This is a genomic window from Flavobacterium azizsancarii, assembly GCF_027980145.1.
Lineage (GTDB): Bacteria > Bacteroidota > Bacteroidia > Flavobacteriales > Flavobacteriaceae > Flavobacterium > Flavobacterium azizsancarii.
In genome coordinates this window covers 123999-148476 of sequence record NZ_JAMZNK010000007.1, presented here as the reverse complement: position 1 = coordinate 148476, position 24478 = coordinate 123999, and the positions used below count along the sequence as shown (strand labels likewise).

The following is a 24478-nucleotide window of genomic DNA, read 5'->3' as shown; positions in this document are numbered from 1 at the left end:
TAGCTTTTTATTTTCCTTCTAAAACTACTACGGAGAAAGGAGGAATTGTGATTTCAAGTTTTCCTTTTTTGTTTTCGAAACCTTTAAAAACTGTTGGTACAATTTTGTTTGGCGTATCGAATGAATTGTAATCTTGTAATTTTGCCGATGTTAAAATGATTCCTGTGAAGTTTTTTACACCAAGTTCATTTACATCAATTTCTATTTTATTTTTATTCTTTGCATCCACATTTACTAATGAAATATGAACTGCTCCGCTTTTGTCTTTTGATGCCGAAGCCGAAACTGCCGGAAGTGATTCTCCGTTGAAAGTGTATAATGGTGATTGAAAACTTATTGGTAATAATTTGGCATCCTGATGAACGCTGTATAATTTCATGACATGATACGTTGGCGTTGTAATCATTTTTGCTTTATCTGTAAGGATTACAGCTTGCAAAACATTGACACATTGCGCTAAGTTTGCCATACGAACTCTGTCAGCATGATTGTTGAAAATGTTCAATGTTGCTCCGGCTAAAACCGCATCTCTCATGGTATTTTGTTGGTACAAAAAACCAGGATTTGTTCCTTTCTCTACTTCGTACCAAGCTCCCCATTCGTCAACGATCATGGCTACCTTTTTCTCCGGATCATATTTGTCCATAATGGCTGAATGTTTGGTCACCAATTCTTCCATTTTTAAAGCCGATTGAATGGTATGAAAATAGCCGTCTTCTGTAAAGTTTACGCCATCGCCTTTTTTACCCCAATTGATTACGGCATAATGATGAACACCTAATCCGCCTAACATATTGATTGGAATGTTTTTCATTAAAACTTCTGTCCAGTTATAATCAGCACTGTTTGATCCTGATGCGATACGGGTGATTCCGCCTGTGTTTTCCCAATCTGACATGAAGGTGGCATATTTGCGGTATTCATTAGCATAATATTCTGCAGTCATATTTCCTCCGCATCCCCAGGCTTCGTTTCCAATTCCCCAGAATTTCACTTTCCAAGGTTCTGTTCTTCCGTTTTTTTTACGCAAATCGCTCATTGGGCTTTTTCCGCTAAAGTTGGTATACTGAACCCAATCTGCCAATTCCTGAACGGTTCCGCTGCCTACGTTTCCTGATAAATACGGTTCTGCACCAAGCAATTCACACATATTCAGAAAATCGTGCGTTCCAAAACTGTTGTCTTCTGTTGTTCCTCCCCACCATTTGTTTACAATTGTTGGTCTTTCCGGTTGTGGTCCAATTCCGTCTTTCCAGTGGTACGTATCGGCAAAACATCCTCCGGGCCATCTTAAATTTGGGATTTTCAATTCTTTCAAAGCTTTAATAATATCATTTCTAACTCCTTTTGTATTCGGAATTTTAGATGTATCTCCCACAAAGAAACCTCCATAAATAGAACGCCCTAAATGCTCTGCAAAATGTCCGTAAATATTTTTATCTATGGTTGGAGCATCCGCCGTATTTTTGATTGTAACCACTGTGGCTTGGTTTTGAGCGAAACTTACCTGATTGCAAATGGTAAAAAGAAATGTGATTAAAAGTGCTTTTTTCATAGTTTTATTTATAAGTTATAAAGAGGAAAGCGATATGAAACTTTCCTCTAAATAGTGTTTTTAATACGAAAGTGTTGGCCATCCTGATGACCATGTAAAATAGACGATTTCGAGCTTTGGATTTCCGCTATCGGCTCCGTCATAATAATGAACAGATCCTTTTTGGGTTCCTACAATTCTGGATAAATGTCCTGGTCCTATATAGTTTCCTTGTGTAGCCAAAACTGTTGTTCCACCGCCACTTGTCAGTGCTGTTCCGTTTTTGTCTACAAATGGTCCAAACGGACTTGTCGAACGACCTACTACAATATAATAGGTACTGTTTACTCCATTACAGCAATTGCCTCGGTTAACGAACATGTAGTAATAACTTCCTTCTTTGATTAAACAAGGAGCTTCCCAACTGGCGCTGCTTCCGCCTGCTACAATGGTTCTGCTTCCTGTTGTTTTTCCTGTCGATGGATTAATTTGAATAACTCCAATTCCGGCATGCCAGGAACCGTAAGCCATATAAACGTTGCTTCCGTCTACTAATATTGAAGGGTCAATTGCATTTACATCTGAAGCCGAAGACGACGAAACAACAACGCCTCTGTCTGTCCAGGTTGTTCCTGCTGAAGCACTGATGGCCGGAGCAGTTACCAAACCAATTGCTGATGTGGCTGAACCAAAAGTAGAACAGGAATAATACATGTTCCATCGATTGTTGAACCAGGCTACATCCGGCGCCCAAAATGTTTTTACAAAACCGGGAACATATCCTGTGATCCAACTTGGTGTAGAAGTAAATACTGATGCTCCCCAAGTCCAGGTTGTTAAGTTTGTAGAGTAGGTCATTGGGATATTATCGCCTGTTGTAAAGACATAATAATTGACTCCGCTTTTTACAATTGTGCTTGGATCGTGTGACGGAACTGTTCCGGTAACTGTTTTTTCTGTTAGATTTTTTGTTTGAGAATTTTGAGTTGCTGCAATTGCGGCTGCATCCTCATTGGAAGGGATTATGACATCTTCATTTTGACAACTTACTAATAATACTGCTAATAAAACCAAACTTGTAATTGTTTTCATTTGTTATAATTTTTAGTCTTTGTGTTAATAATTATCTCTTAAAATCTCATTCTATATTTTTAAGATAATATCATGTAAAAATTTTTAGGTCTCTACATGATATTAGTATTCTTAGTTGCAGTTTGCAGTCTCAGTTTTCAGTTTTTCAGTGTAGAATGTGACTACAAACTGTGACTGCGACTGAAAACTTTAATAACTATCATTCTGTATTGTTCCGGGATTGTTATCCATTTCTAATTGCGGAATTGGATAAAATTCTCTTCCCGCTGTATACGAATTAAACTCAGCATCCCTGGATCTTAACCAAGCTAATTTTGTAGCATCCTGCAACCATCCCCAACGACGAATATCATCAAAACGGTGTCCTTCAAGTGGGAACTCCAGGAATCTTTCGTGCCCTATTTGTTCTCTCATTTGAGCTTGTGACATTCCTGGTTTTGTAGTGGCTAAATTTGGTAAACCAACTCTGTTTCTTACCATTTGAATATATCCGTATGCCCCAGGAGTATCACCAGTTTCATTTAAAGTCTCGGCATACATTAAAAGGATATCGGCATATCTTAATAAACGTTCATTAATACCTGAACGCCAATCCATTTCGCTTTCAAATTCTCCATCTGAATTTTGATATTTTCTACAGAATATATCATTCAAATCAGCAGGGCTTTTTGCGTAGTACGTTGCAAAATCTTGTCCATACAATTTCATCCCGCCTGGTTTATTGTAAAATATAGTGGCATCTAAACGAGGATCCAGATCTCCTGATTGGGTTTTCTCATCATGAAATTCGTTGAATAATGCATGCGAAGGCTGCACATCCGTCCATCCAAAACCTCTTGGTGCATAAGTGATAGCGCGCGCTGAAGTTTTCCCCCAATTTGAAGCTGGAATACCTCCCCAGCCTAATGCAACGCCTCCGGCCTCTCTGCTCATTTGTACTTCAAAAAGTGACTCTGAATTATTTTCATTAGCAGTTGTAAAATTATCGCGATAGTTTGATACTAAGGAATAAACGCCTAAGTCTATAACTTGTTTGAAAGTAGCTTTGGCTTTATCAAAATCCTTAGTAAACAAATACGCTTTTCCCAGATACCCCAGAGCCGCCCCTTTTGTTGCGCGTCCTGCCTCCCCGCTATCTAAACCTGAAACACTAGCGTATGAAGCAGGTAATAACTCCGCCGCAGCTGTAAAATCTGCAATGACTTGTGCCCAACCTTCTGCTTCTGTTTTCTGTGGATATTTTACTGCAATGTTTCTTGGAACCGGCACGTTTTTAAACATGTTTACTGCATGAAATAAGTAAAGTCCTCTCAAAAAATAAGCCTGCCCTAAAATTCTGTTTTTTAGCGCTGCATTAGTCATTGCGATATTTGGAACATTTGCCAAAACTTGATTCGCACGGTAAATTCCCTGATAATAGGTTTCGTAAGCCCAGCCATATATGGAAGCATCAGCTACATTTGAATTGAATCTGCCTGCATTATACATCGATCCCCAAGGACTATTCGTGCGGGCATCATCAGATCTTGCATCTAATAATAAAGGGGTACTTCGCATATAAGTACCATCCGTTATTAAACTACTATAAACAGCGTTTATACCTGCAACCGCATCCTCATCTGTTTTCCAGAATGAGCCTGCTGTTTCAACATTAGGATCAACCTGAAGTAAGTCTTCATTATCAACGCAACTTGTTGTTAGCACAGTTACTGAAAAGAAAACCGTTATATAGTTAAATATTTTATATTTCATTTTAATACGTTTTTAATTGATTAGGCTAGTTTAAAAATTTACTTCAACACCCATAGAAATTGTTCTTGGATTAGGGAAAGATCCCGCATCGTATCCTCTGGAAAATAATCCGTCATTGTAATTAAAATCCGGATCGTAGCCTTTGTATTTACTAATAATTAATAAATTTTGTCCGTTGATAAATATCTTCGCTTTTTGAATAAAAGTGTCTTTAGGAACAGGGATTAAATATCCTATTTCCAATGTTTGCAATTTGATATAATCGCCACTTTCAATAAATCTGTTAGAGTCTCTTGAATTTGCATTTGGATCTCCAATGATCGGACGTGGTACATCTGTATTTGTATTTGTTGGAGTCCAGTAATTCAATGCATCAACACTGCTGTTTCCGTATTGTTCTGTCATTAAATTGCGGTACAATCCATTGAACACCTTGTTTCCACCGCTTCCTTGCCAAAACATCGAAAAGTCGAAGTTTTTATAATTAGCACTAAAATTAAATCCGTAACTGTATTTTGGAATCGCAACTCCCTGAAAAGTTCTGTCTGCATCTGTAATTTTACCATCGCCATTTACATCTTTGAACTTAATATCTCCAATACCTGCATTAGTTTGCGTTGGTGACGCAGCTAAATCTGCAGCATTCTGAAAAATCCCTGCCGTTTCATAAGCAAAAAGTTCACCAATAGATCTTCCTACTTCTGTTTTTGAAGCTGCCCCGTAAATTGGATTTCCGTCACGGCCAATTTGTAAAACCTCATTTTTTAAAGTTCCTACATTGGCCGAAACGCTATATTTAAATTTATGATGGTTATTGTTATAACTTGCTGAAAATTCTAAACCACTGTTTTTAACTGCTCCTGCATTTGTTACTACGTTTGCCGGAAATGCTCCTGTTGAAAAAGGCAACGGAACTCCAATTAATAAATCCGTAGATTTTTTTTGATAATATTCCGCCGTAATTTGTAAATCGTTATTAAAGAATCCTAACTCAAGAGCAACATTCGAAGTCGAAGTTTCTTCCCAGTGCACATCCGGATCAATTGCGCTTACTACCGTAGTTCCAGGTGCTAATGCATTGTTAAAATCATATCCTGCAAAAGCATTAATAGTTGGTGAATACGCATATACTCCAATCGTATTATTTCCTAAAATACCATAACCTCCTCTAAGTTTAATTGTATTCCACCATTCCGGTAAGTGAATAAACTTTTCGTTACTCAATTTCCACGCTCCTGAAAAAGAGTAGAAATTACCTGTATTATTCTCTTCACTAAAAAGTGATGTTTTATCTTGTCTGAAGTTTCCGGTAATAAAATAACGATCATCATAAGAATAATTTAATCGGCTTAAATACGAAATATTCGTAATCGTACTTTTATATTCTCCTCCATCTCTTGAATCAGCATATTGAAGTTGACTGATCTCTCCCGGCGTATAGCCAACACCTTTATTCCATAGTTTATAAAAATCCTTTTTCTCCTGAATCCACCCCGCTAGCGCATCAATTTTATGTTTACCAAGTGAAACTTCATATGTCAATAAATTATTCAGGAATGTTCTGGTCTGATTTCCGGTTTCAAGATCTAATGCAGCTTTCTCATTCGTTGTAATATAGTACCATCCTAGATTGCTTGGTGGATTAAATTTTCTGTTTTGCCAATCTAATCTATCATAACTTACATCTAGTTTATATTTAAGTCCTTTAACGATTTCAAGTTCTCCCCAGATATCTCCAATGAAACGATTTCTTTTTCCGTTATTCGTTATTAAATTATTAAACCCAATTACATTCATCGAAATGGCTCTTTGCGTTAAAACATCTGTACCACCGTAACCGCCAAGTCTGTTTGGATCATAAACAGGCATTGTTGGAATAGCGCCCAGCAAATCAACAATCGCTGATTGACCTGCATTATATTCGTTGAAATTCTCTTTGTCAGATTGTGTATAACCTATCTTAGAACCGTATTTAAATTTTCCTTTTTTACCGTATAAATTTAAATTGGTCGATAATCTTTCATAATCTTGCGGAGAATTTAAATAGCTTGTATTTTTAAAATAATCTACATTCATATTATAGCCTAAATTCTCAGCTCCGCCATTAAGTGTAAGCGATTGATTTTGGATAATCCCTGTCTGAAAAGCCTCTTTTTGCCAATCTGTATTTACATTTTTTATATAAGAAGGACTTGTTGGGTCATTTCCCGGAGCAACAGTTAATCCGGCATTTAATTCGGCAGCAGTTGTAATTTTCTGATAGCCGACTCTGTCTGTCAGGTCCCATTTTTTAGCCACATTCTGAAGTCCTACTAATGATTTGAATTTAATGTCAAGTTTGCCATTTTTACCTTTTTTGGTCGTGATAATTACAACTCCGTTTGCTCCCTGAACTCCATAAATAGCAGCCGAGGATGCATCCTTTAGAACTTGCATCGATTCGATATCACCAGGCGCAAAATCATTTGGACTATCAACGATCATTCCGTCAATAACAAAAAGAGGATTGTTGTTTGTAAATGAATTTATACCTCTGATTTTTACATTTACAAAACCTCCTGGTTCTCCTGACGATTGTACTGTAACACCGGCAACCTGGCCCTGAAGCATTTTTGCAGGATCATAGGTTATCGTTTTTTTAGCAGCTTCCATATCAACCACACTTATCGAACCTGTAAGATCAGATTTCTTTTGTGTTCCGTATCCTACAACTACTACCTCATTTAGTTTATTTGTGTCTTCGCTCAAAGCAACATTCACTTTTGTTTGATTTCCTACTGATATTTCCTGATTTTGAAATCCTATAAATGAAAAGACTAAAACATCATTTGGAGATGCTTTAATCGAATATTCTCCATCAAAACCACTTGTAACAACTGTTTTGGTTCCTTTTATCAAAATATTTACACCCGGCAAAGGCAGTTTGTCCTGAGCCGAAGTAACAACTCCACCAATCAATTTGTCCTGCGCCGACATTTGATGGGCTGAAAATACTAGCATTATTAATGCTAAAAGCCATTCTTTTTTTGGCAATAAAAAATTGCAATAAAAAAATAATTTTTGGTTTGTTATCATATTGGTTAGTTTAAGTTGGTTAGCGTATAATTATAAGTGTTAATTCTACATTTGTAAATTTAAATAAAAAAAAACCTCAAAAACAAATTAATTTCACAAAAAAAGGTTGTAAAAAAAATGCATATCGCAAATTAAGTGTAAACATAACATTTAAAAAATCACGTTTATTTCAAAAAGAAAGCTCTTTTCTAATACTTATTTGTGTAAAATCTACACTTTTTATCAAAAAGGCTCTTTTTAATCAAAAAAAGGGAGTCTGAAAAAATTTACTAAATAGGCTTTTTTATAAATATTTGAAGGGAATAAAATCGTTATTTTTGTAAATAAAAACTGATTTTGACTACTAATTTTCAAATTTTGTTTGTACATTTTTTCAAAAAAGTATCCTGTATCTATCCTGTTTTGCTCTTAAAAAAATCACAAAAAGAAAAAGTCGTCATTAATTTTATGTGAAAAGTTGTTTTTTTAACTCTATTTTTGAGTAGGAATTAATGTAAGTGTAAAATCTACATTAATAAATTATGAAACGAATTAGGAAGTTTATATATTTACCAATAAAAAATTGAATATGCTAAACAGTTATAGCACTGCAGATAAAGTCTTATTAGCAGTAGATTGTATCATTTTTGGATTCGACCATGAGGGGTTGAAAATCCTTTTAATCAAGAGAGATTTTGAGCCTGAAAAGGGAAAATGGTCTTTGATTGGAGGTTTTCTAAAACGCGATGAAGTTTTAGATCATGCTGCTATCAGAATCTTAAATACCTATACCGGTTTAAACGATATCTATATGGAGCAATTATATGCGTATAGCGAAATCGATCGTGATCCTGTAGAAAGAACCATTTCAGTTTCTTATTATGCTTTGATTAATATCGAAAATCATAATGCTGAATTGATCAAGAATTATCACGCACAATGGTTTAGTATTACGGATGCCCCAAATTTGATTTTTGACCATGACGAAATGGTACAGCAAGCAATTAGAAGACTTCGTTACAGAACTTCGATAAAACCAATTGGTTTTGAGTTGTTGCCGGAAAAATTTACCATGCGTCAATTGTTAGAATTATATGAAGCAATCTTAAGCAAGGAATTAGACAAACGAAACTTTATCAGCAAGATCAATTCTTTAGAAATTCTAAATAAATTAGAGGAAAAAGATATGCAGTCTTCCCGCAAAGGATCTTATCTATACACTTTTAACAAGGAAAAATATGAGGAAAAATTACTTAACGATTTTGTATTGAATTTGTAGAGAAAGTTTAGCCCACGGATTAAACTGATTTTCACTGATTTTTTTAAATGACAAATATTAAGATTAAAAAAGTTTCACGCAGATTTTGCAGATTAGAGCAGATCTAAATTTAAATCTGTATGAATCTGTAAAATCTGCGTGAAAAAACAAATAAAAATAAAACCCTGAAAGCCACAAACTCTCAGGGTTTTTTCTTCAAATAAAATTACTAAAAAACTAAACAAAAATTATTATTTATAATTAGCCACGGATCAAACAAATTAAACTGATTTTCACGGGTTTTTATCCTTATCAGATCTGCCTGATAAATTTAAATTTGCTATCCCTTTTAAAAAAAATTAAATCTGCGACAACCAATTTCATCCGTTAAATCCGTGGGCCAAAAAAAATTACTTTAACTATTTCCTTTTTGATAATCAGCCAAAAAAGTAGCTAACCCAATATCCGTTAGCGGATGTTTTAGCAAACCTTCAATTGCACTCAATGGTCCGGTGATAACATCTGAACCAATTTTGGCACAATTTATAATGTGCATTACATTACGCACTGAAGCTGCCAGTATTTGGGTTTCGTAACCATAATTATCATAAATCAATCTGATATCTTCAATCAGCACCATCCCGTCAGTAGAAACATCATCAAGACGGCCAATAAATGGCGATACATACGTTGCTCCCGCTTTTGCCGCCAATAATGCCTGACCAACAGAAAACACCAGTGTACAATTGGTTCTGATTCCTTTATTCGAAAAATACCTGATTGCTTTTACACCATCTTTGATCATCGGGATTTTTACCACAATCTGCGGGTGCAATGCCGCCAGCTTTTCTCCTTCTGCAATCATGCCTTCAAAATCTGTCGAAATTACTTCGGCACTTACATCACCATCAACCAATTCACAGATCTTAATATAATGGTCCAGAATATTCTGAGCTCCTGTAATTCCTTCCTTGGCCATTAACGAAGGGTTTGTGGTTACACCATCTAAAACGCCTAAATCATTGGCTTCTTTAATATCTTTTAAGTTTGCTGTGTCTATAAAAAATTTCATTTCTTTCTGTTATTTTGATAAGTTATAATTGTTTTCTTCTAAATATTTAAGGATCTCTTTACGGGCATTTTCACTCGTGAATCCAAATTTCTGATCTAAAACTGATGCCGGTGCTGAATAGCCAAAATGATCCAATCCAAAGACCTTTCCGTTACTGCCCGCCAGATTTTCTAAATTAACAGGAAGTCCCGCAGTAAGCCCAAAGACCAATGAATTTTTTGGAATAACGCTTTCCTGATATTCTAAAGATTGAGTTCTAAAAAGTCCTTCTGAAATAATAGAAGCCACATTTATATTTAATTTAAAATCCTTTTCGAGCTCATTTGCGGCTTCTATAAGTGTTGCAACTTCTGATCCGTTTGCGATCAAAGTGATATCTGGATTCTGATTTGATTTTACCAGATAACCTCCTTTTTTAGCCTGGGAAGCTTCCTCAAATCTTGATTTCCCATTTGTTGGAAGATCTTTGATATCTTGTCTGGAAAGAATTAAACCTGTTGGTGTCTTTTTATTTTCAAGTGCCATTTGCCACGCAACCGAAGTTTCGACAGCATCTGCCGGACGCAAAGCCAATAAACTCTGAGCGCCGGAATGATTTTTAATTTTTTCCAATAATCTAATTTGGGCTTCCTGCTCGATTGGCTGGTGTGTTGGCCCATCTTCGCCTACGCGAAAAGAATCGTGTGTCCAGACATATTTTACCGGTAATTCCTGAATTGCCGCCAAACGAATTGCCGGTTTCATATAATCTGAAAACACAAAAAACGTTGCCACAACGGTGATAACACCACCATGAAGCGCCATTCCGTTCGCAATTGCTGCCATCGTCAATTCGGCAACACCGGCTTGTAAAAATCCTCCTTTGAAATTATTCTTTTGTAAAATCGAAGATTTTTTCAGGAAACCATCTGTTTTGTCACTATTGGATAAATCTGCCGAAGAAACAATCATGTTCTCTACATTTTCAGCCAAATATCCCAGAACTGCCGCCGATGCATCACGAGTTGCTGCATTTGCTTTTTGAGTAATACCGGCAAAATCCAGAGTGGGAAGATCTCCATTAAAAAAATGTTTCATCTTTGTTGCCAATTCAGGATTCTGTTTTTTCCAGGCTGAGATTTGTACTTTTCTATTCGAAGCTTCTTCTGTTTTATTTTTTAAAATTTCTTTATAATGAACTGCAACATCGTTATAAACTGCAAATGAATCTTCTTGATTTGCACCAAGATTCAGCAATGTTTTTTCGAAATTCGCCTTTGTAGCACCAATAGGTTTTCCGTGCAATTCGCATTGTCCTTCGTACATAGTTCCGTCAGCAGTTACACAGCCTTTTCCCATTATAGTACGCCCAATAATCAAAGTTGGTCTTTCTAATTCGGCATGAGCTGCATTTAATGCTGAACGAATATGAGTATGATTATGTCCATCAATTGTAATTACTTTCCAACCCCAGGATTCATATTTCATCGCCGTATTCTCCGTTGTAACCTCATCTGTCATCGACGAAAGCTGCACATCATTTGAATCATAAAACATAATAAAATTGTTCAGTCCAAGATGCCCCGCAATTCTTCCTGCGCCTTGTGAGATTTCTTCCTGAACTCCTCCATCAGTTATAAAACCATATATTTTATGATCAAATAAATTCTCAAATCTTGCTGATAAGAACTTCGCAGCAATTGCCGCTCCAACTCCCATCGCATGACCCTGACCCAAAGGTCCTGAAGTATTTTCGACCCCTCTTTTTACATCAATTTCAGGATGACCGGGAGTTACAGAACCCCATTGCCTGAAATTTTCAAGATCTGATTTTTCGTAATTGCCAAGCAAATGATATTGTGCATACATTAAAGCCGAAAGATGTCCGGCATCCATAAAAAAACGATCTCTAAAGATCCAGTTCATATCTGTTGGATCGTATTTTAGATATTCAGTATATAAAATATGCATGAAATCTGCGCCTCCCATAGATCCTCCGGGATGGCCTGAATTTGCTTTTTCGACCATCGAAATGGCCAGAGCTCTTATATTATCTGCCGATAATTGGTCTATTTTTTCATTCATTGCTAAGTTGTAATTTTAAGTTGGTTTGGTTTGGTCAATAGTGGTTTTTATCTGTTTCAACTCAATTTCAAATAGAGCTCGTTCTATATAGCAGGAAACAAATTATAAGTGTAAAATTTACATTTACAAATGTATGTAAAATAATTCTACAAAAACAAAAAAATTGTTTCCTTGTTTTTTTAATTAAAATTTTAGGAATTTAATACATTAACGGTTTGTATTATGAGATATTGGTTAAAAAAATTAATCTCACAAAAGCGTTAAGAAGCAAAGTTTAAACACAATATTCATTTTCAACAGAACGAAGAATCTCACTCGTAACACAACAAAATAATTACGCAGTCTTTGTCATAGCACGCGGATGATACGGATTTGCTTCGTAAAAACGCGGATTAAAAACAGATTTTTATTTTTGTTCATAAATTAACCACGATCTTGTCATCCTGAGGACGAAGGATCACACTCGTAATTCCGTAATCTTTGTCATAGCACACGGATGACACGGATTTACTTCGTAAAAACACGGATTAAAAACGGATTTTATTCTTTTTTATTTATTCAATATCAAGTAACCATAATCTTGTCATCCTGAGGAACGACGGATCACACTAGTAATTTCGCAATTTTTGTCGAGCTTCTTGTGGATCATTCCTGCATCAGGATGACAAACTAAACGAAAATATTGTTATGAAAATGAGTGTCCTAGCCCCGATAGAAGTGGAAATCCTTTTGTGGCTTCCGATAGCTATCGGGAGCCACAAAAGATTGAAACGGATAGCGGGATTAGCTCCTAAAAAAAAATAGAAAGCCTTTACAAAGAATTACGCATTGTAAGCGATGATTTATTTTCTATTTGTTCTTTCTTACCTTTAAGAACCATGTCTGCCAGAATTTTTCCCATTGTTTCAAAATGGGTCGAAATTGTTGTGATTCCGTTAGCTACAATCTTTTTTAATGGCGTTTCATTATAGGATATAATCCCCAGGTCGATTCCTAATTTCAGGTTCTGATCTCTTGCTTTTTCGATTACGCGCACTAAATCACGATCATTGGGTATAATGTATAAATCTCCTAAAGTAATTTTGCGATCAGTAAATTCTGTGATGATTTCATATTCAAAATTATATTCGGCACAAAAAGCTTCAAAACCAATTTTCATTCCGAGTGGTTCTCTGAATCCGGGAAAAATCAAAATCAGTTTTTCATATTTTCCTAACCTCGATTTCCCATTAAACAAACCTTCAAAAATATCTTTTTCATGATTTTGATAAATTGCCGGATACAATTTAAGCTCCGGATTGGTCTGATCCAGTATGATAACTTCACTTACTGGTAGGGTTTTTATAAATTTTGCCACATCAGTGAAGTTGGTGGGCATGATGATGTATTTTGTATAATTTCCGCTGCTGTCGTTTATGAGTTTTTGAAAAACCTGCGGATTAAAATGATGAAAGAAAATATCGACCTGTACATTTTTACCAATATGCTGCAAAAACGAATTATAGATGTCTTCCTTGAAACTATTTAATTCGTCAAACAACAGAAAAACCTTCTGTTTTATAGTGACTTCAACGCTTTTAACATAATATCCCTTGCCTGGAATAGCATAAATAATACCTCTTTTTTTGAGTTCATCGTATCCTAATAAAACAGTATCACGCGATAACGAAAATGCCAGACACACTTTATTAACAGACGGAAGACGATCGCCTTTTACCAATTTTTCTTCTTCAATTGCTTTTTCTATTGAAAGAATTATCTGCTTATATTTTGGCAGACCGATGTTGTTTTGAATCGAAATAATATTCATAAAAAAAGTGATTTTGGTGCAATATACAAAAAACTGGTAGGTACTGGTATGGAAAGATAACGAAATGTTTCTATTTTTGGATTTCACTTTTGGTAATAATAATATGGAAATAAAACATATATCGCATTTTCAAGATGTATCTATATCTAAATCATTTGGTTTAACACCAGAAAACGAAGAAATTCTTGCTTTTGAATTGTCTAATAAAAACGGAATGAAGGTACAGATAATTAATTTTGGTGCTACTGTAACTTTATTGCAAATTCCGGTTTCAAATGATAGTCTTATAGATGTTGTTTTGGGTTTTAATACCTTAGAATCTTATTTGGCTTCTTATAACCTACCAGGTGCTCCTTATTTTGGTGCAACTGTTGGCCGTTATGCGGGCAGAATAAACAAAGGCAAGTTTACATTAAACGATAAGACATTTCAGTTAAATATAAACAATGGCAAAAATGCATTGCACGGCGGTAATATTGGTTTTGGACAGAAAGTATGGAATGTTACTAATGCAACTTCCGGAGAAAATCCGTCAATAACATTAAGTCTTTTAAGTGAGGATTTAGACGAAAATTTTCCCGGAGAATTACACGTAGATTTAACGTATACGATAACCGAAGAAAATGAATTAAAGCTGGAATACAAAGCTACCCCAACAGAAGATACTGTTATCAACTTAACGCATCACAGTTATTTTAATCTCGATGGTCATGAGGGTTCTGTTTTGGATCAAAAACTGTTTATTGCTTCTGATAAAATACTGGAAATAGATTCAGAGAATATCCCAACAGGAAATTTCACTGCTCTTTCTGATCATGATTTTGACTTTAGAATACCTAAAAATGCTCCGGCATCTATTGATAATTCATTTGTAATTGAAGCTACAAATGATGCTGTTGCAAAATTGTACAGCTCTAAAAACAATTTGCAAATGAGCGTTTACACGGATCAGCCAAGTGTACATATATATGTAGGCGGGAAATGTTCTGATACTTTAAAAGGAAAAGCAAATACAAAATACCATTCGTCAAGCGGAATTTGTTTTGAAACTCAAAATTATCCGGACGCACCTAATCACACTCATTTTCCGAATTCGGTTTTGAAAAAAGGTACGGAATACCAGCAGAAAACAGTTTATAAATTTGAAAATATAAACAAATCGATCAATTAAAAAAGTTTACGAATTATAAGATATTACCATTTCAATTACAAAATAATGAATGACATTTTAATACAGAACACTACTGCTTTTTTTGAGAAATCTTTTGGATCTGCTGCTCAAAAAGTGGTACTTTCTCCGGGAAGAATCAACATCATTGGGGAACATATTGATTATAATGACGGTTATGTTTTACCTGCAGCAATCGACAAAGTTATTTGTTTTGCCTTCGAGAAGAGCAACACCAAAAAATCTAAAATAATCGCGATCGATTTAAACGAAGAATTTGAGGCTGATCTGACTGAGGAAATCAAATTAAGCGACGTTGTCTGGACCAATTATATTCGCGGCGTTATCAAACAATTGCAGGATAACGGATTTGTGTTTGAAGGTTTCAACTGTGTTTTTAGCAGTAATATTCCGGTTGGTTCGGGATTATCCTCTTCGGCGGCTTTAGAATGCGGAATAATCTATGGAATTGCAGCGCTTTTTGATTTAAAGATTGAAAAAATTGATATTTCTTTATTAGGACAAAAAGCAGAACACTGGGTGGGTATCAATTGTGGTATTATGGATCAGTTTTCAAGTGTTCACGGTCTTGAAAATAAAGTGATAAAATTAGATTGCAACACATTGGATTTTGAATATCACAATGCTGATTTTAAAGATTACTCTTTGATTTTGTTTGATAGCAATGTAAAACATTCTCTTTTTACATCTGAATACAATACCCGAAGAATTGAGTGTGAGCAAGGGCTGGCCATTATAAAAAACAATTTTCCTGAAGTAAAAAGTTTCAGGGATTGCACTGAAGAGCAGCTTTTAAGCATTCAGGATAAAATAAATCCTACTGTTTTTAAGAGGGTATATTATGTTGTAAAAGAAATTAATCGTGTTATAAAGGCTTGTGAGGCTCTTGACAGCGGAAATATAGAACTTTTAGGACAATTACTTTTTGAAACTCATTATGGTTTATCGCAAGAATATGAAGTAAGTTGTGCCGAGTTGGATATGCTGGTAGATACTGCAAAATCTGATGATGCTATTATTGGTTCCAGACTAATGGGAGGCGGTTTTGGAGGCTGTACTATCAATTTGATTAAAAAAGGACATGAAAATGAGGTGAAAAGTAAGTTTTCAAATCTTTATTTAGATACATTTGGGATTGAATTAAAATTCTATGATGTAAAAATCTCAAACGGAACTACACTACTTTAATACCACAAGAATTACAATGAAAAATTTTGACATTAATGAAGATCCTCACAGACGTTTCAATCCCTTAATCAACGAATGGGTTTTAGTATCACCTCATCGTGCAAAACGACCTTGGCAAGGACAAAACGAAACAATTGCAACTGAAGCATTACCTAATTACGACCCAACTTGTTATTTGTGTCCGGGAAATGTTCGCGCAAACGGAGTAAACAACCCGAATTACGAGAGCAGTTTTGTGTTCGAAAATGATTTTGCTGCTATGAAGCAGGACGAGATTATTTTTGAAGAAGATATAAAACATACTTTTTTTAAAGCAAAACCGGAACAGGGAATTTCCAGAGTGGTTTGCTTCTCGCCAAGACACGATCTTACCTTACCTGAAATGGAAATTGAAGGAATTGAAAACATTATCAAGACCTGGCAAAAAGAATATACTGATTTAGGAAATATCAAGTATATTAACCACGTTCAGATTTTTGAAAACAAGGGAAGTGTTATGGGTTGCAGCAACCCGCATCCGCATGGGCAAATCTGGGCGCAATCATCATTGCCAACTCAGGTAGAGAAAACACAAAACAGCCTAAAAACTTATTTTGATAAAAATAACAGAACACTTCTTGAAGATTACCTGCAAGCGGAATTAAAAACCGGAGATCGTGTTGTGATCGAAAATGATCACTTTGTAGCACTTGTTCCGTTTTGGGCAATCTGGCCATACGAAACTATAATTATCAGCAAAAGGGCTGTTAATAAGATTACGGATTTTACAGCTGATGAAACGAATGCTTTTGCTGTTATTTTAAAACAATTAACGATTAAGTACGACAACCTGTTCAGTACTTCATTCCCTTATTCATCAGGAATTCATCAGGCTCCAACAGATGGTTTAGACCATCCTGAATGGCATTTCCATATGCATTTTTATCCGCCGTTATTGCGTTCAGCAACGGTTAAGAAATTCATGGTTGGATATGAAATGTTGGGCGAATCGCAGCGAGATATCACTCCTGAAAAAAGTGCCGAAATTTTAAGACAACAATCAGATGTGCATTATAAATCGACTAAGAAATAAACCATCAAAAGTCCTTTTACAGAAAGCCAATTTAAAATTTAACATAATAATTTATTTATAAATGTAAAAAACACATTTGTAAATAGCGTATTTATAATTTTTTATTTTACTTTTGGCTTTCATTCTTATTTTGATAAAAAAATAACAGAATAAAAACACATATCTTATTTTTAAAGGAATACAAATAACAAAATCTTAGTTTGAAAATTATCCTAAACTAATGATTTTTAAAAAACCAAATTAAACAAACAATCACCTATACTAATTTTTAAAATACTACTAACAATGAACCAGAACCTCGCTTTCGCAGATTATGCGGTTTTTATTATTTATTTCATCGTAGTTTCTGCCTACGGTTACACTGTTTACCGCAAACGTAAACAAGACGAACAAGATGCTAAGGCTTACTTTTTGGCCGAAGGAAACTTAACGTGGTGGGCTATTGGAGCATCATTAATTGCATCAAACATTTCAGCTGAACAATTCATCGGGATGAGTGGTGAAGGTTTCTTTTTAGGAATCGCTGTTGCTGCTTATGAGTGGTTAGCCGCTATTGCTTTGATTATCGTAGCAGTCTGGTTTATTCCGGTATATCTTAAAAATAAGATTTATACGATGCCTCAATTCTTAAAAACACGTTACAATGAATCGACTGCATTAATTATGGCAGTTTTCTGGTTGTTTTTATATGTATTTGTAAACTTAACTTCTATTTTATATTTAGGGGCTGTTGCTATTAATGGTTTAGCGGGGGGAGAATATCTGCACGTGATCATGATAGGTTTGGCAGTGTTCGCTTTATTTATCTCTTTGGGAGGTATGAAAGTCGTGGCGTATACAGACGTTATTCAGGTTGCTGTTTTGATCATTGGAGGCTTGGTTACTTCATACATCGCACTAACAACTGTTGGACAATATTTTGGAGTAGGTGAAAATGCTATTGCCGGTTTCAAGGTTTTAATGAGAGAAGCTCCTGAGCATTTCAAAATGATTATCCCAAAACCAACTGCAACATCTTCTCAGCTTGATATCGATAAATATTTAACTTTTCCTGGTTTGATGTCTTACCTTGCCGGTATCTGGATCATCAACTTAAACTACTGGGGTTGTAACCAATACATTACTCAAAGAGCTTTAGGTGCTGATTTGCAAACTGCCCGTACTGGTATTTTGTTTGCAGGGATGCTTAAATTATTAATGCCATTAATCGTAATGTTACCTGGTATTGCTGCTTACGTTCTTTACGAAAACGGACATTTACCTCAATTGGTCGGAGGAAAAGACGGAGCTTATTCTGCTGTATTGACTTTCTTGCCAACAGGTTTAAAAGGACTTTCTGTAGCAGCATTAACAGCTGCAATTGTGGCTTCATTAGCCGGAAAAGTAAACAGTATCTCGACTATTTATACATTGGATATTCATAAAAAATACATTCAGAAAGACGCCGGAGAAAAACAACAGGTAAATATTGGTAGAATTGCCGTTTTTGCTGCAATGCTTTTAGCGGTATTATTTACATGGAATGATATCTTAGGAATTGGCGGAGTTGGTGGATTTACCTACATCCAAAAATACACCGGATTTATTAGCCCCGGAGTTTTCGCGATGTTCTTTCTTGGTATGTTCTGGAAAAGAACTACCGGAACTGCAGCAATTGTGGGTGTAATTTTAGGATTTGTTCTTTCTGTATTGTTCAACGAATACGCTCCAATGATTTTTGGAAACGAGACTTTATTGTACACAGCGTATCCTAACGGAAAAGGTGCATTCGAAATCCCTTTCCATATTTGTATGGGATTATCATTCTTCTTTACTATGCTTGCGATGATCGCAATCAGTTTTGCAGGACCAAAAGTAAATCCAAAAGCGTTTGAAATAGACGCTGAAATGTTTAAAGTAAAACCACAAACTACAGTTTTAATCGTAATTACATTATTGGTTATCGTGGCTTTGTATGTTAAATTCTGGTAGTATAATTTTTTACTATATTATTTTTTGAAGATTAAAGAGGATGCTACAAACAGCATCCTCTTTTTTATTCTACAAAGATTTCACTTACATTTACCCCCGAATAATTAACCAACATTATAAAAAAATGAAAAGACTAATATTTGCATTATTCCTTATTTCCGGAGTTGCCTTCGCACAGGACATGAAAGTCGTTCAGGGTAATTTTGATTTCTTAAAAGATCAAAAAGAAATCAACACTCAGTTTGATTATAGTAATTTTACTATGATGAAAGAAAATAAATCTGAGGCACAATATATCGAAGAACACAAAGCCGATTTGGATAAAAAAGCAAAAGGAAACGGCAATCTTTGGGAAAAGAGATGGGTGGTTTCTAAAGACCAGATCTGGACGCCTAAATTTTTAGAAATAGGAAACATTGTATTGTCTAAAGCAAAAAAAGATCTTAACTTTCAGGAAGGCTTAAATACTCCTTATACCTTAATTGTACAAACCGTTTGGATTTACCCGGGTTGGGATGCCGGAATTATGAAACAACCTGCAAAAGTTACTACAAATCTAAAGTTTGTTGAAACTGCCAATAAATCAAATGTCCTGCTAGAAATAACAAGCGAAGAATCTCCGGGAGATCAATGGGGAAGTAACTTTAGTAATGAATCCAGAATTGGTGAAGGATATGCTAAAACAGCAAAATCTCTTTCGAAAATGATTATAAAGAAAGCATACAAATAGTATTTTACCAAAACATTTGTTTTTTTATCAATACCTATTATAAAGAATTTTAAATACCTTTGAAATATGGGCACAGCAACCAAACCCAAACATATTGGCCGAAATATTAGCCGTATCAGAGAACTTCGTGGTATTAAACAAGAAATACTTGCAGAGGCCATGGGAGTAAGCCAACAAACGGTTTCCAGCATTGAAGGAAGCGAAGAAGTTGATAGTAAAAAGCTGGTATAAATAGCAAAAGTACTTGGCGTTAAGGTTGAAGCAATTTAAAATTTTTCAGAAGAAAACAGATTAGTTATTTTAATACTTTCAACGATAGTCCTAATAACTTCTTTGGAAATAACATTAATACTTGCAACTTTTAATCCTCTTGATAAAGTGATAGAACTTTACGAACGCTTAATTCAGGTTGAAAAAGAGAAGAATGAATTTTTAGAAAAAATGTTAAAAGAAAAATAATATTCTTTATAAGGTTGTTTTATAAAAAAAGCGCAAAATCATAAAAGATATTTGCGCTTTTTTCTTGGACATTATATTAAGAACCTTGATTTTCTTCTTTTTGCATATTCAGTAAATACGCCATATTCTTGATTACGTGATCATGTTTCTTAACAAACGGATTTTCTTCATTCCATACATATCCTGCAAGAACAGAACATATTTTTTCTTTAACATCAGGGTTTTCCGGTTGGTGAAAGAATAAAGTCTGAAGATTTCCGGTGTACCATTCTTTTACATAAGTGGTAAAAACAGCAATACCGCGTTTCATGTATTCAGTAAATTCAACTTCCCAGTCTACTTCAATTCCTTTTGATTCTTTAAGGTATAATTTTGCTGCGAGCATACCGGATTCGGTTGCAAAAGCAACTCCGGATGAAAAAACAGGATCTAAAAACTCAGAACTATTTCCGGTCAGGGCAAAACCATCTCCGTACATTCTTTTTACGGCTCTTGAGTAATTCTCCAGTTTTACGGGTTCAAATAAAAATTCAGTTCCTTTAAACCTTTTGATATAATAATCTGATTTTTGAATCGCATTTCGCAAAGCCTCAGCATTGTCTTTATTTTCAGAAAGAGAATTAATATAATCCGTTGGGCCTACAACCCCTAAACTGGTGTTTCCGTTCGAAAACGGAATTACCCATAACCAAACTTCTGTTTCGAGAATATCAAACGAAATCTGAGTTCCTTCCTCTCCTTCAGTTCTGTTAATGTCTTTTACGTGTGTAAATATCGAAGAATGCGGATCTAGTTTTGATGGCGTATCGAGATCTAAAAGTCTTGGCAGAACACGCCCGTATCCGCTGGAATCTATAATAAAATTAGCATGAATTTCTTTAAGATTTCCGTCCTTATCCTTTACGATCGTTTTCGATTTTTTACCTTCAAAAGAAACCTCCAGCACTTCAGATTCAAATTCAAGATCAATCCCTTTTCGAATCACTTCCTGCGCCATTGTATGATCAAAATCAGCTCTTGGCACCTGCCAGGTCCAATCCCAGCCCTCACCAAATTTTTTACTGAAATCAAAAACGCATATTTCTTCTCCTCTGATAAATCGGGCACCTAATTTCTTTTCAAAATTCATTGCATCAAGACATTCAAAAAGCTCAGCTTCAGCAAAATGGTCCATTACCCGGGGTATAAGGCTTTCCCCAACCACAAGTCTTGGAAACTTTGTTTTTTCAACAACTTTTATCTTAATATTGTTTTTGTGAAGATACGATGCCGAGACACATCCGGAAGGTCCTGCACCAATCACTAAAACATCAACAAACTCCTTTATCATATTAAAAATATTATCAATTATTAGCCTACATTTGCCATCATCAAAATAACTACATTTATTTTGATAAATAAAATTAAATTAGCACAATCAAAACCAGTTTAATGAATACAATTAATGAATATTTAAGTTTAGCAGAATTCGAGTCCATCATTTTTGGAAATAACAAAATTGTCATTAGCGATCTTGTTTTAAATCGGGTAAACGAAAGCTTCAATTTCCTGAAAGAATTTTCAGGAAATAAAGTAATATACGGAGTAAACACAGGCTTTGGGCCAATGGCTCAATATAGAATTAAAGAATCTGACCAAATTCAGTTACAATACAATTTAATCAGAAGTCACTCTTCAGGAACAGGAAAACCTTTAAGTCCTGTTTGTGCAAAAGCAGCAATTTTGGCTCGATTAAATACTTTATCATTAGGTAATTCAGGTGTTCATCCGTCAGTAATTCACCTTATGGCAGAATTGATCAACAAAGATATTACACCCCTTATTTTTGAGCACGGTGGTGTTGGTGCTAGCGGAGACTTAGTACAACTATCACATTTAGCTTTAGTTTTAATTGGTGAAGGCGAAGTTTTTTATAAAGGAGACAGAAGACCAACTCCTGAAGTTTTCGAAATCGAAGGTTTAAAACCAATTCAGGTAGAAATCAGGGAAGGACTTGCGTTAATCAACGGAACTTCTGTAATGACGGGAATTGGAGTTGTAAATGTGCACCACGCTAATAAATTATTAGACTGGTCATTAAAATGTTCTTGCGCGATCAACGAATTGGTTCAGGCATATGACGATCACTTCTCTGAAGAATTAAACCAAACCAAACGTCATAAAGGACAACAAGAAGTAGCTTTAAGAATGAGACAAAATCTTTCTGACAGTACTTTGATTCGTAAAAGAGAAGACCATTTATATTCTGGCGAAAACACTGAAGAAATTTTCAAGGAAAAAGTTCAGGAATATTATTCTTTACGTTGTGTACCTCAAATTTTAGGTCCGGTTTTAGAAACAATCAATAATGTTGCTTCTATTCTTGAAGACGAATTCAACTCTGCAAATGACAATCCTATTATAGATGTAAAAAACAAACACGTTTATCACGGAGGAAACTTCCACGGCGATTATATTTCGCTTGAAATGGATAAACTGAAAATTGTTATTACAAAATTAACCATGTTGGCAGAACGTCAGTTGAATTATTTACTGAATTCAAAAATCAACGAAATCCTTCCTCCATTTGTAAACTTAGGAACTCTAGGCTTTAATTTCGGGATGCAGGGTGTTCAGTTCGTTGCAACCTCAACAACTGCCGAAAACCAGATGTTATCGAACCCAATGTATGTTCATAGTATCCCAAACAATAATGACAATCAGGATATTGTAAGTATGGGAACAAATGCAGCAGTCATTACATCAAAAGTAATCGAAAACTCTTTTGAAGTATTAGCAATCGAAATGATTACAATCGTTCAGGCAATTGACTATTTAGAACAAAAAGATAAAATTTCATCAGTTACTAAAAAATGGTACAATGACGTTAGAAATATCATTCCTGTATTTTCAGAAGATCAGGTAATGTATCCGTTTGTTCAAAAAGTAAAAGATTATCTAATCAACAGTTAATAAATACCTTTTTTCACATTATTAATATTGAACCTTAAAATCATGAAAAAACCGCTTATTTTTTTATTAGTATTCTTTATTCAATTTGTTAATAGTCAGGAACTGGCTTTGGTTAAAAAAAATGGCAAGATTGGATACATTTCTAAAGATGGAAACTTTAAGATTGAACCTCAATACAAATCAGCCAAAAGTTTTTCTGATGGTTTAGCAGCTGTAGAAAACGGTGGAAAATGGGGTTTTATAGACACTAAAGGAACCTGGGTAATTCCGGCAACTTTTAATGATGCAAAAGATTTTAACAGCGGAATTGCAATTGTAAAAAAAGATAAGGACTGGGTTTATATTGATACTAAAGGAGAAATTCAGAAAGCACCGTTTTCTGATAAATTATTTGATTTTAATAATGGGGTTGCTTTTATCAGACAAAATACCAGAGTTGGATTAATCAATTCAAAAATGGCCATTGTTCTGGAACCAAAATACGATCAGATTAAATCTTTTGAAAATGGTTTTGCAAGGGTCGAACTGAACAAAAAATGGGGAATCATCAATACTGAGGGAAAAGAAATTATTGAACCTGCTTATGCCGAAATAGGAAACTATTTTAAAAATACCGCGTGGGCAAGAATGGACAAAACTTTTGGACTCGTTAGCGCAGGAAAATTTATTCCGGTAGATGGTGCTGAAAAGATCTGGGATTTTGAAACTCAGGATCTGACTTATGCCAAAAAGAACGGGAAAATTGGATTCATTGACTTAAAAGGAAACTGGACGATTCTACCTATATATGATAAAGCAAAAGCATTCTCAAAAAACCTGGCTCCGGTTTGTATAGGATCTAAATGGGGATACATCAACCCAAAAGCTGAATTTGTGATTCCGCCAACATATAGCGATGCCGAAGTTTTTAGTTCAAACGGGCTTGCTCCTGTAAAAGAAAAAAACTGGGGATTCATTAACGAGGCCGGAAAACTAGTTATTCCAACACAATATGGTATTACCGCAAACGGACTTATTGCCATGTTTGTACAACAAGACAAAGGATTTATTGATGGTGTTGCCAGAGTTAAAAATGAAGGAAAATGGGGTTTTCTTAAACCAGACGGAACTGTATTATCAAATGAATGGTTTGAAAACGCTGAACTGTTTTCGAAAACAGCAGAAAAAACAATAGAAAAAAAGGTTATAACTGAAACTGCTACTGATAAGTCAAAAGCAGAAACAAAGACTGCTACAAAACCTGCGGTGAAACCTGCAGCTAAAAAGAAGAAGTAACATCTA

At 35.0% G+C, this 24478-nt stretch carries 16 protein-coding genes and 1 pseudogene; 9 read left to right on the top strand and 8 right to left on the bottom strand.

Going from position 1 to position 24478, the window contains the following annotated elements; genetic code table 11:
* Nucleotides 1-7: 7 nt before the first annotated feature.
* From NJT12_RS06785 to NJT12_RS06770, 4 genes are all read right to left on the bottom strand, one after another.
* Nucleotides 8-1555 carry an alpha-N-arabinofuranosidase gene (locus NJT12_RS06785; RefSeq protein WP_271335125.1) on the bottom strand — a complete coding sequence of 516 codons (1548 nt, stop codon included), beginning with the start codon at nt 1553-1555 and terminating at the stop codon, nt 8-10.
* A 60-nt stretch (nt 1556-1615) separates the two neighbouring features.
* Nucleotides 1616-2626: an arabinan endo-1,5-alpha-L-arabinosidase gene (locus NJT12_RS06780; RefSeq protein WP_271335124.1), complete on the bottom strand. Its 1011-nt coding sequence runs from the start codon at nt 2624-2626 to the stop codon at nt 1616-1618.
* A 189-nt stretch (nt 2627-2815) separates the two neighbouring features.
* Nucleotides 2816-4378 carry a RagB/SusD family nutrient uptake outer membrane protein gene (locus tag NJT12_RS06775; RefSeq protein WP_271335123.1) on the bottom strand — a complete coding sequence of 521 codons (1563 nt, stop codon included), beginning with the start codon at nt 4376-4378 and terminating at the stop codon, nt 2816-2818.
* Nucleotides 4379-4408: 30 nt separating this feature from the next.
* Nucleotides 4409-7378 carry a SusC/RagA family TonB-linked outer membrane protein gene (locus tag NJT12_RS06770; protein ID WP_271335122.1) on the bottom strand — a complete coding sequence of 990 codons (2970 nt, stop codon included), beginning with the start codon at nt 7376-7378 and terminating at the stop codon, nt 4409-4411.
* A gap of 643 nt (nt 7379-8021) precedes the next feature.
* Here NJT12_RS06770 and NJT12_RS06765 point away from each other — a divergent pair.
* The gene (locus NJT12_RS06765) at nt 8022-8711 is read left to right on the top strand and encodes an NUDIX hydrolase (RefSeq protein ID WP_271335121.1); all 690 of its coding nucleotides are present in this window, start codon (nt 8022-8024) and stop codon (nt 8709-8711) included.
* 394 nt (nt 8712-9105) lie between these two features.
* Here the strand turns inward: NJT12_RS06765 and fsa are convergent, their stop codons facing one another.
* The 3 genes from fsa to NJT12_RS06750 all read right to left on the bottom strand — a co-directional run bounded on the left by fsa (nt 9106) and on the right by NJT12_RS06750 (nt 13636).
* Nucleotides 9106-9762 (bottom strand): fructose-6-phosphate aldolase, encoded by a 657-nt coding sequence (gene fsa / locus NJT12_RS06760; RefSeq protein ID WP_271335120.1) that lies wholly within the window; start codon nt 9760-9762, stop codon nt 9106-9108.
* Between the two features lie 9 nt (nt 9763-9771).
* The gene (locus NJT12_RS06755; RefSeq protein ID WP_271335119.1) at nt 9772-11826 is read right to left on the bottom strand and encodes a transketolase family protein; all 2055 of its coding nucleotides are present in this window, start codon (nt 11824-11826) and stop codon (nt 9772-9774) included.
* Between the two features lie 811 nt (nt 11827-12637).
* Nucleotides 12638-13636 (bottom strand): GntR family transcriptional regulator, encoded by a 999-nt coding sequence (locus tag NJT12_RS06750; RefSeq protein WP_271335118.1) that lies wholly within the window; start codon nt 13634-13636, stop codon nt 12638-12640.
* A gap of 64 nt (nt 13637-13700) precedes the next feature.
* On the opposite strand from NJT12_RS06750, the gene NJT12_RS06745 reads away from it, so the two are divergent.
* The 6 genes and pseudogenes from NJT12_RS06745 to NJT12_RS06720 all read left to right on the top strand — a co-directional run bounded on the left by NJT12_RS06745 (nt 13701) and on the right by NJT12_RS06720 (nt 20245).
* Nucleotides 13701-14807: an aldose epimerase family protein gene (locus NJT12_RS06745; protein ID WP_338083383.1), complete on the top strand. Its 1107-nt coding sequence runs from the start codon at nt 13701-13703 to the stop codon at nt 14805-14807.
* Between the two features lie 45 nt (nt 14808-14852).
* Complete coding sequence (galK, locus tag NJT12_RS06740) at nt 14853-16013, top strand: galactokinase (protein ID WP_271335117.1); 1161 nt, start codon at nt 14853-14855, stop codon at nt 16011-16013.
* 16 nt (nt 16014-16029) lie between these two features.
* Nucleotides 16030-17085: a UDP-glucose--hexose-1-phosphate uridylyltransferase gene (locus NJT12_RS06735; RefSeq protein WP_271335116.1), complete on the top strand. Its 1056-nt coding sequence runs from the start codon at nt 16030-16032 to the stop codon at nt 17083-17085.
* A gap of 285 nt (nt 17086-17370) precedes the next feature.
* Nucleotides 17371-19056: a sodium/sugar symporter gene (locus NJT12_RS06730; protein WP_271335115.1), complete on the top strand. Its 1686-nt coding sequence runs from the start codon at nt 17371-17373 to the stop codon at nt 19054-19056.
* 124 nt (nt 19057-19180) lie between these two features.
* On the top strand, nt 19181-19786 hold the full coding sequence (locus NJT12_RS06725; RefSeq protein WP_271335114.1) for a hypothetical protein: 606 nt from the start codon (nt 19181-19183) through the stop codon (nt 19784-19786).
* Nucleotides 19787-19852: 66 nt separating this feature from the next.
* Nucleotides 19853-20245: pseudogene (locus NJT12_RS06720) on the top strand (helix-turn-helix domain-containing protein).
* A gap of 76 nt (nt 20246-20321) precedes the next feature.
* Here the strand turns inward: NJT12_RS06720 and NJT12_RS06715 are convergent.
* Nucleotides 20322-21575, bottom strand: coding sequence for an NAD(P)/FAD-dependent oxidoreductase (locus NJT12_RS06715; RefSeq protein ID WP_271335113.1), 1254 nt, complete (start codon nt 21573-21575; stop codon nt 20322-20324).
* A gap of 101 nt (nt 21576-21676) precedes the next feature.
* Between NJT12_RS06715 and flxA the strand changes: the two genes are divergently transcribed.
* Both flxA and NJT12_RS06705 read left to right on the top strand, forming a co-directional pair.
* Complete coding sequence (gene flxA, locus NJT12_RS06710) at nt 21677-23197, top strand: flexirubin biosynthesis tyrosine ammonia-lyase FlxA (protein ID WP_271335112.1); 1521 nt, start codon at nt 21677-21679, stop codon at nt 23195-23197.
* Between the two features lie 42 nt (nt 23198-23239).
* Nucleotides 23240-24472, top strand: a complete 1233-nt coding sequence (locus NJT12_RS06705) for a WG repeat-containing protein (RefSeq protein WP_271335111.1) — start codon at nt 23240-23242, stop codon at nt 24470-24472.
* Nucleotides 24473-24478: the final 6 nt, after the last annotated feature.

What these genes read in the sequence shown, in the direction of transcription:
- NJT12_RS06785 (WP_271335125.1), bottom strand. Translation starts at nt 1,555, where the DNA reads ATGAAAAAAGCACTTTTAATCACATTTCTTTTTACCATTTGCAATCAG.
- NJT12_RS06780 (WP_271335124.1), bottom strand. Translation starts at nt 2,626, where the DNA reads ATGAAAACAATTACAAGTTTGGTTTTATTAGCAGTATTATTAGTAAGT.
- NJT12_RS06775 (WP_271335123.1), bottom strand. Translation starts at nt 4,378, where the DNA reads ATGAAATATAAAATATTTAACTATATAACGGTTTTCTTTTCAGTAACT.
- NJT12_RS06770 (WP_271335122.1), bottom strand. Translation starts at nt 7,378, where the DNA reads ATGCTAGTATTTTCAGCCCATCAAATGTCGGCGCAGGACAAATTGATT.
- NJT12_RS06765 (WP_271335121.1), top strand. Translation starts at nt 8,022, where the DNA reads ATGCTAAACAGTTATAGCACTGCAGATAAAGTCTTATTAGCAGTAGAT.
- fsa (WP_271335120.1), bottom strand. Translation starts at nt 9,762, where the DNA reads ATGAAATTTTTTATAGACACAGCAAACTTAAAAGATATTAAAGAAGCC.
- NJT12_RS06755 (WP_271335119.1), bottom strand. Translation starts at nt 11,826, where the DNA reads ATGAATGAAAAAATAGACCAATTATCGGCAGATAATATAAGAGCTCTG.
- NJT12_RS06750 (WP_271335118.1), bottom strand. Translation starts at nt 13,636, where the DNA reads ATGAATATTATTTCGATTCAAAACAACATCGGTCTGCCAAAATATAAG.
- NJT12_RS06745 (WP_338083383.1), top strand. Translation starts at nt 13,701, where the DNA reads ATGTTTCTATTTTTGGATTTCACTTTTGGTAATAATAATATGGAAATA.
- galK (WP_271335117.1), top strand. Translation starts at nt 14,853, where the DNA reads ATGAATGACATTTTAATACAGAACACTACTGCTTTTTTTGAGAAATCT.
- NJT12_RS06735 (WP_271335116.1), top strand. Translation starts at nt 16,030, where the DNA reads ATGAAAAATTTTGACATTAATGAAGATCCTCACAGACGTTTCAATCCC.
- NJT12_RS06730 (WP_271335115.1), top strand. Translation starts at nt 17,371, where the DNA reads ATGAACCAGAACCTCGCTTTCGCAGATTATGCGGTTTTTATTATTTAT.
- NJT12_RS06725 (WP_271335114.1), top strand. Translation starts at nt 19,181, where the DNA reads ATGAAAAGACTAATATTTGCATTATTCCTTATTTCCGGAGTTGCCTTC.
- NJT12_RS06715 (WP_271335113.1), bottom strand. Translation starts at nt 21,575, where the DNA reads ATGATAAAGGAGTTTGTTGATGTTTTAGTGATTGGTGCAGGACCTTCC.
- flxA (WP_271335112.1), top strand. Translation starts at nt 21,677, where the DNA reads ATGAATACAATTAATGAATATTTAAGTTTAGCAGAATTCGAGTCCATC.
- NJT12_RS06705 (WP_271335111.1), top strand. Translation starts at nt 23,240, where the DNA reads ATGAAAAAACCGCTTATTTTTTTATTAGTATTCTTTATTCAATTTGTT.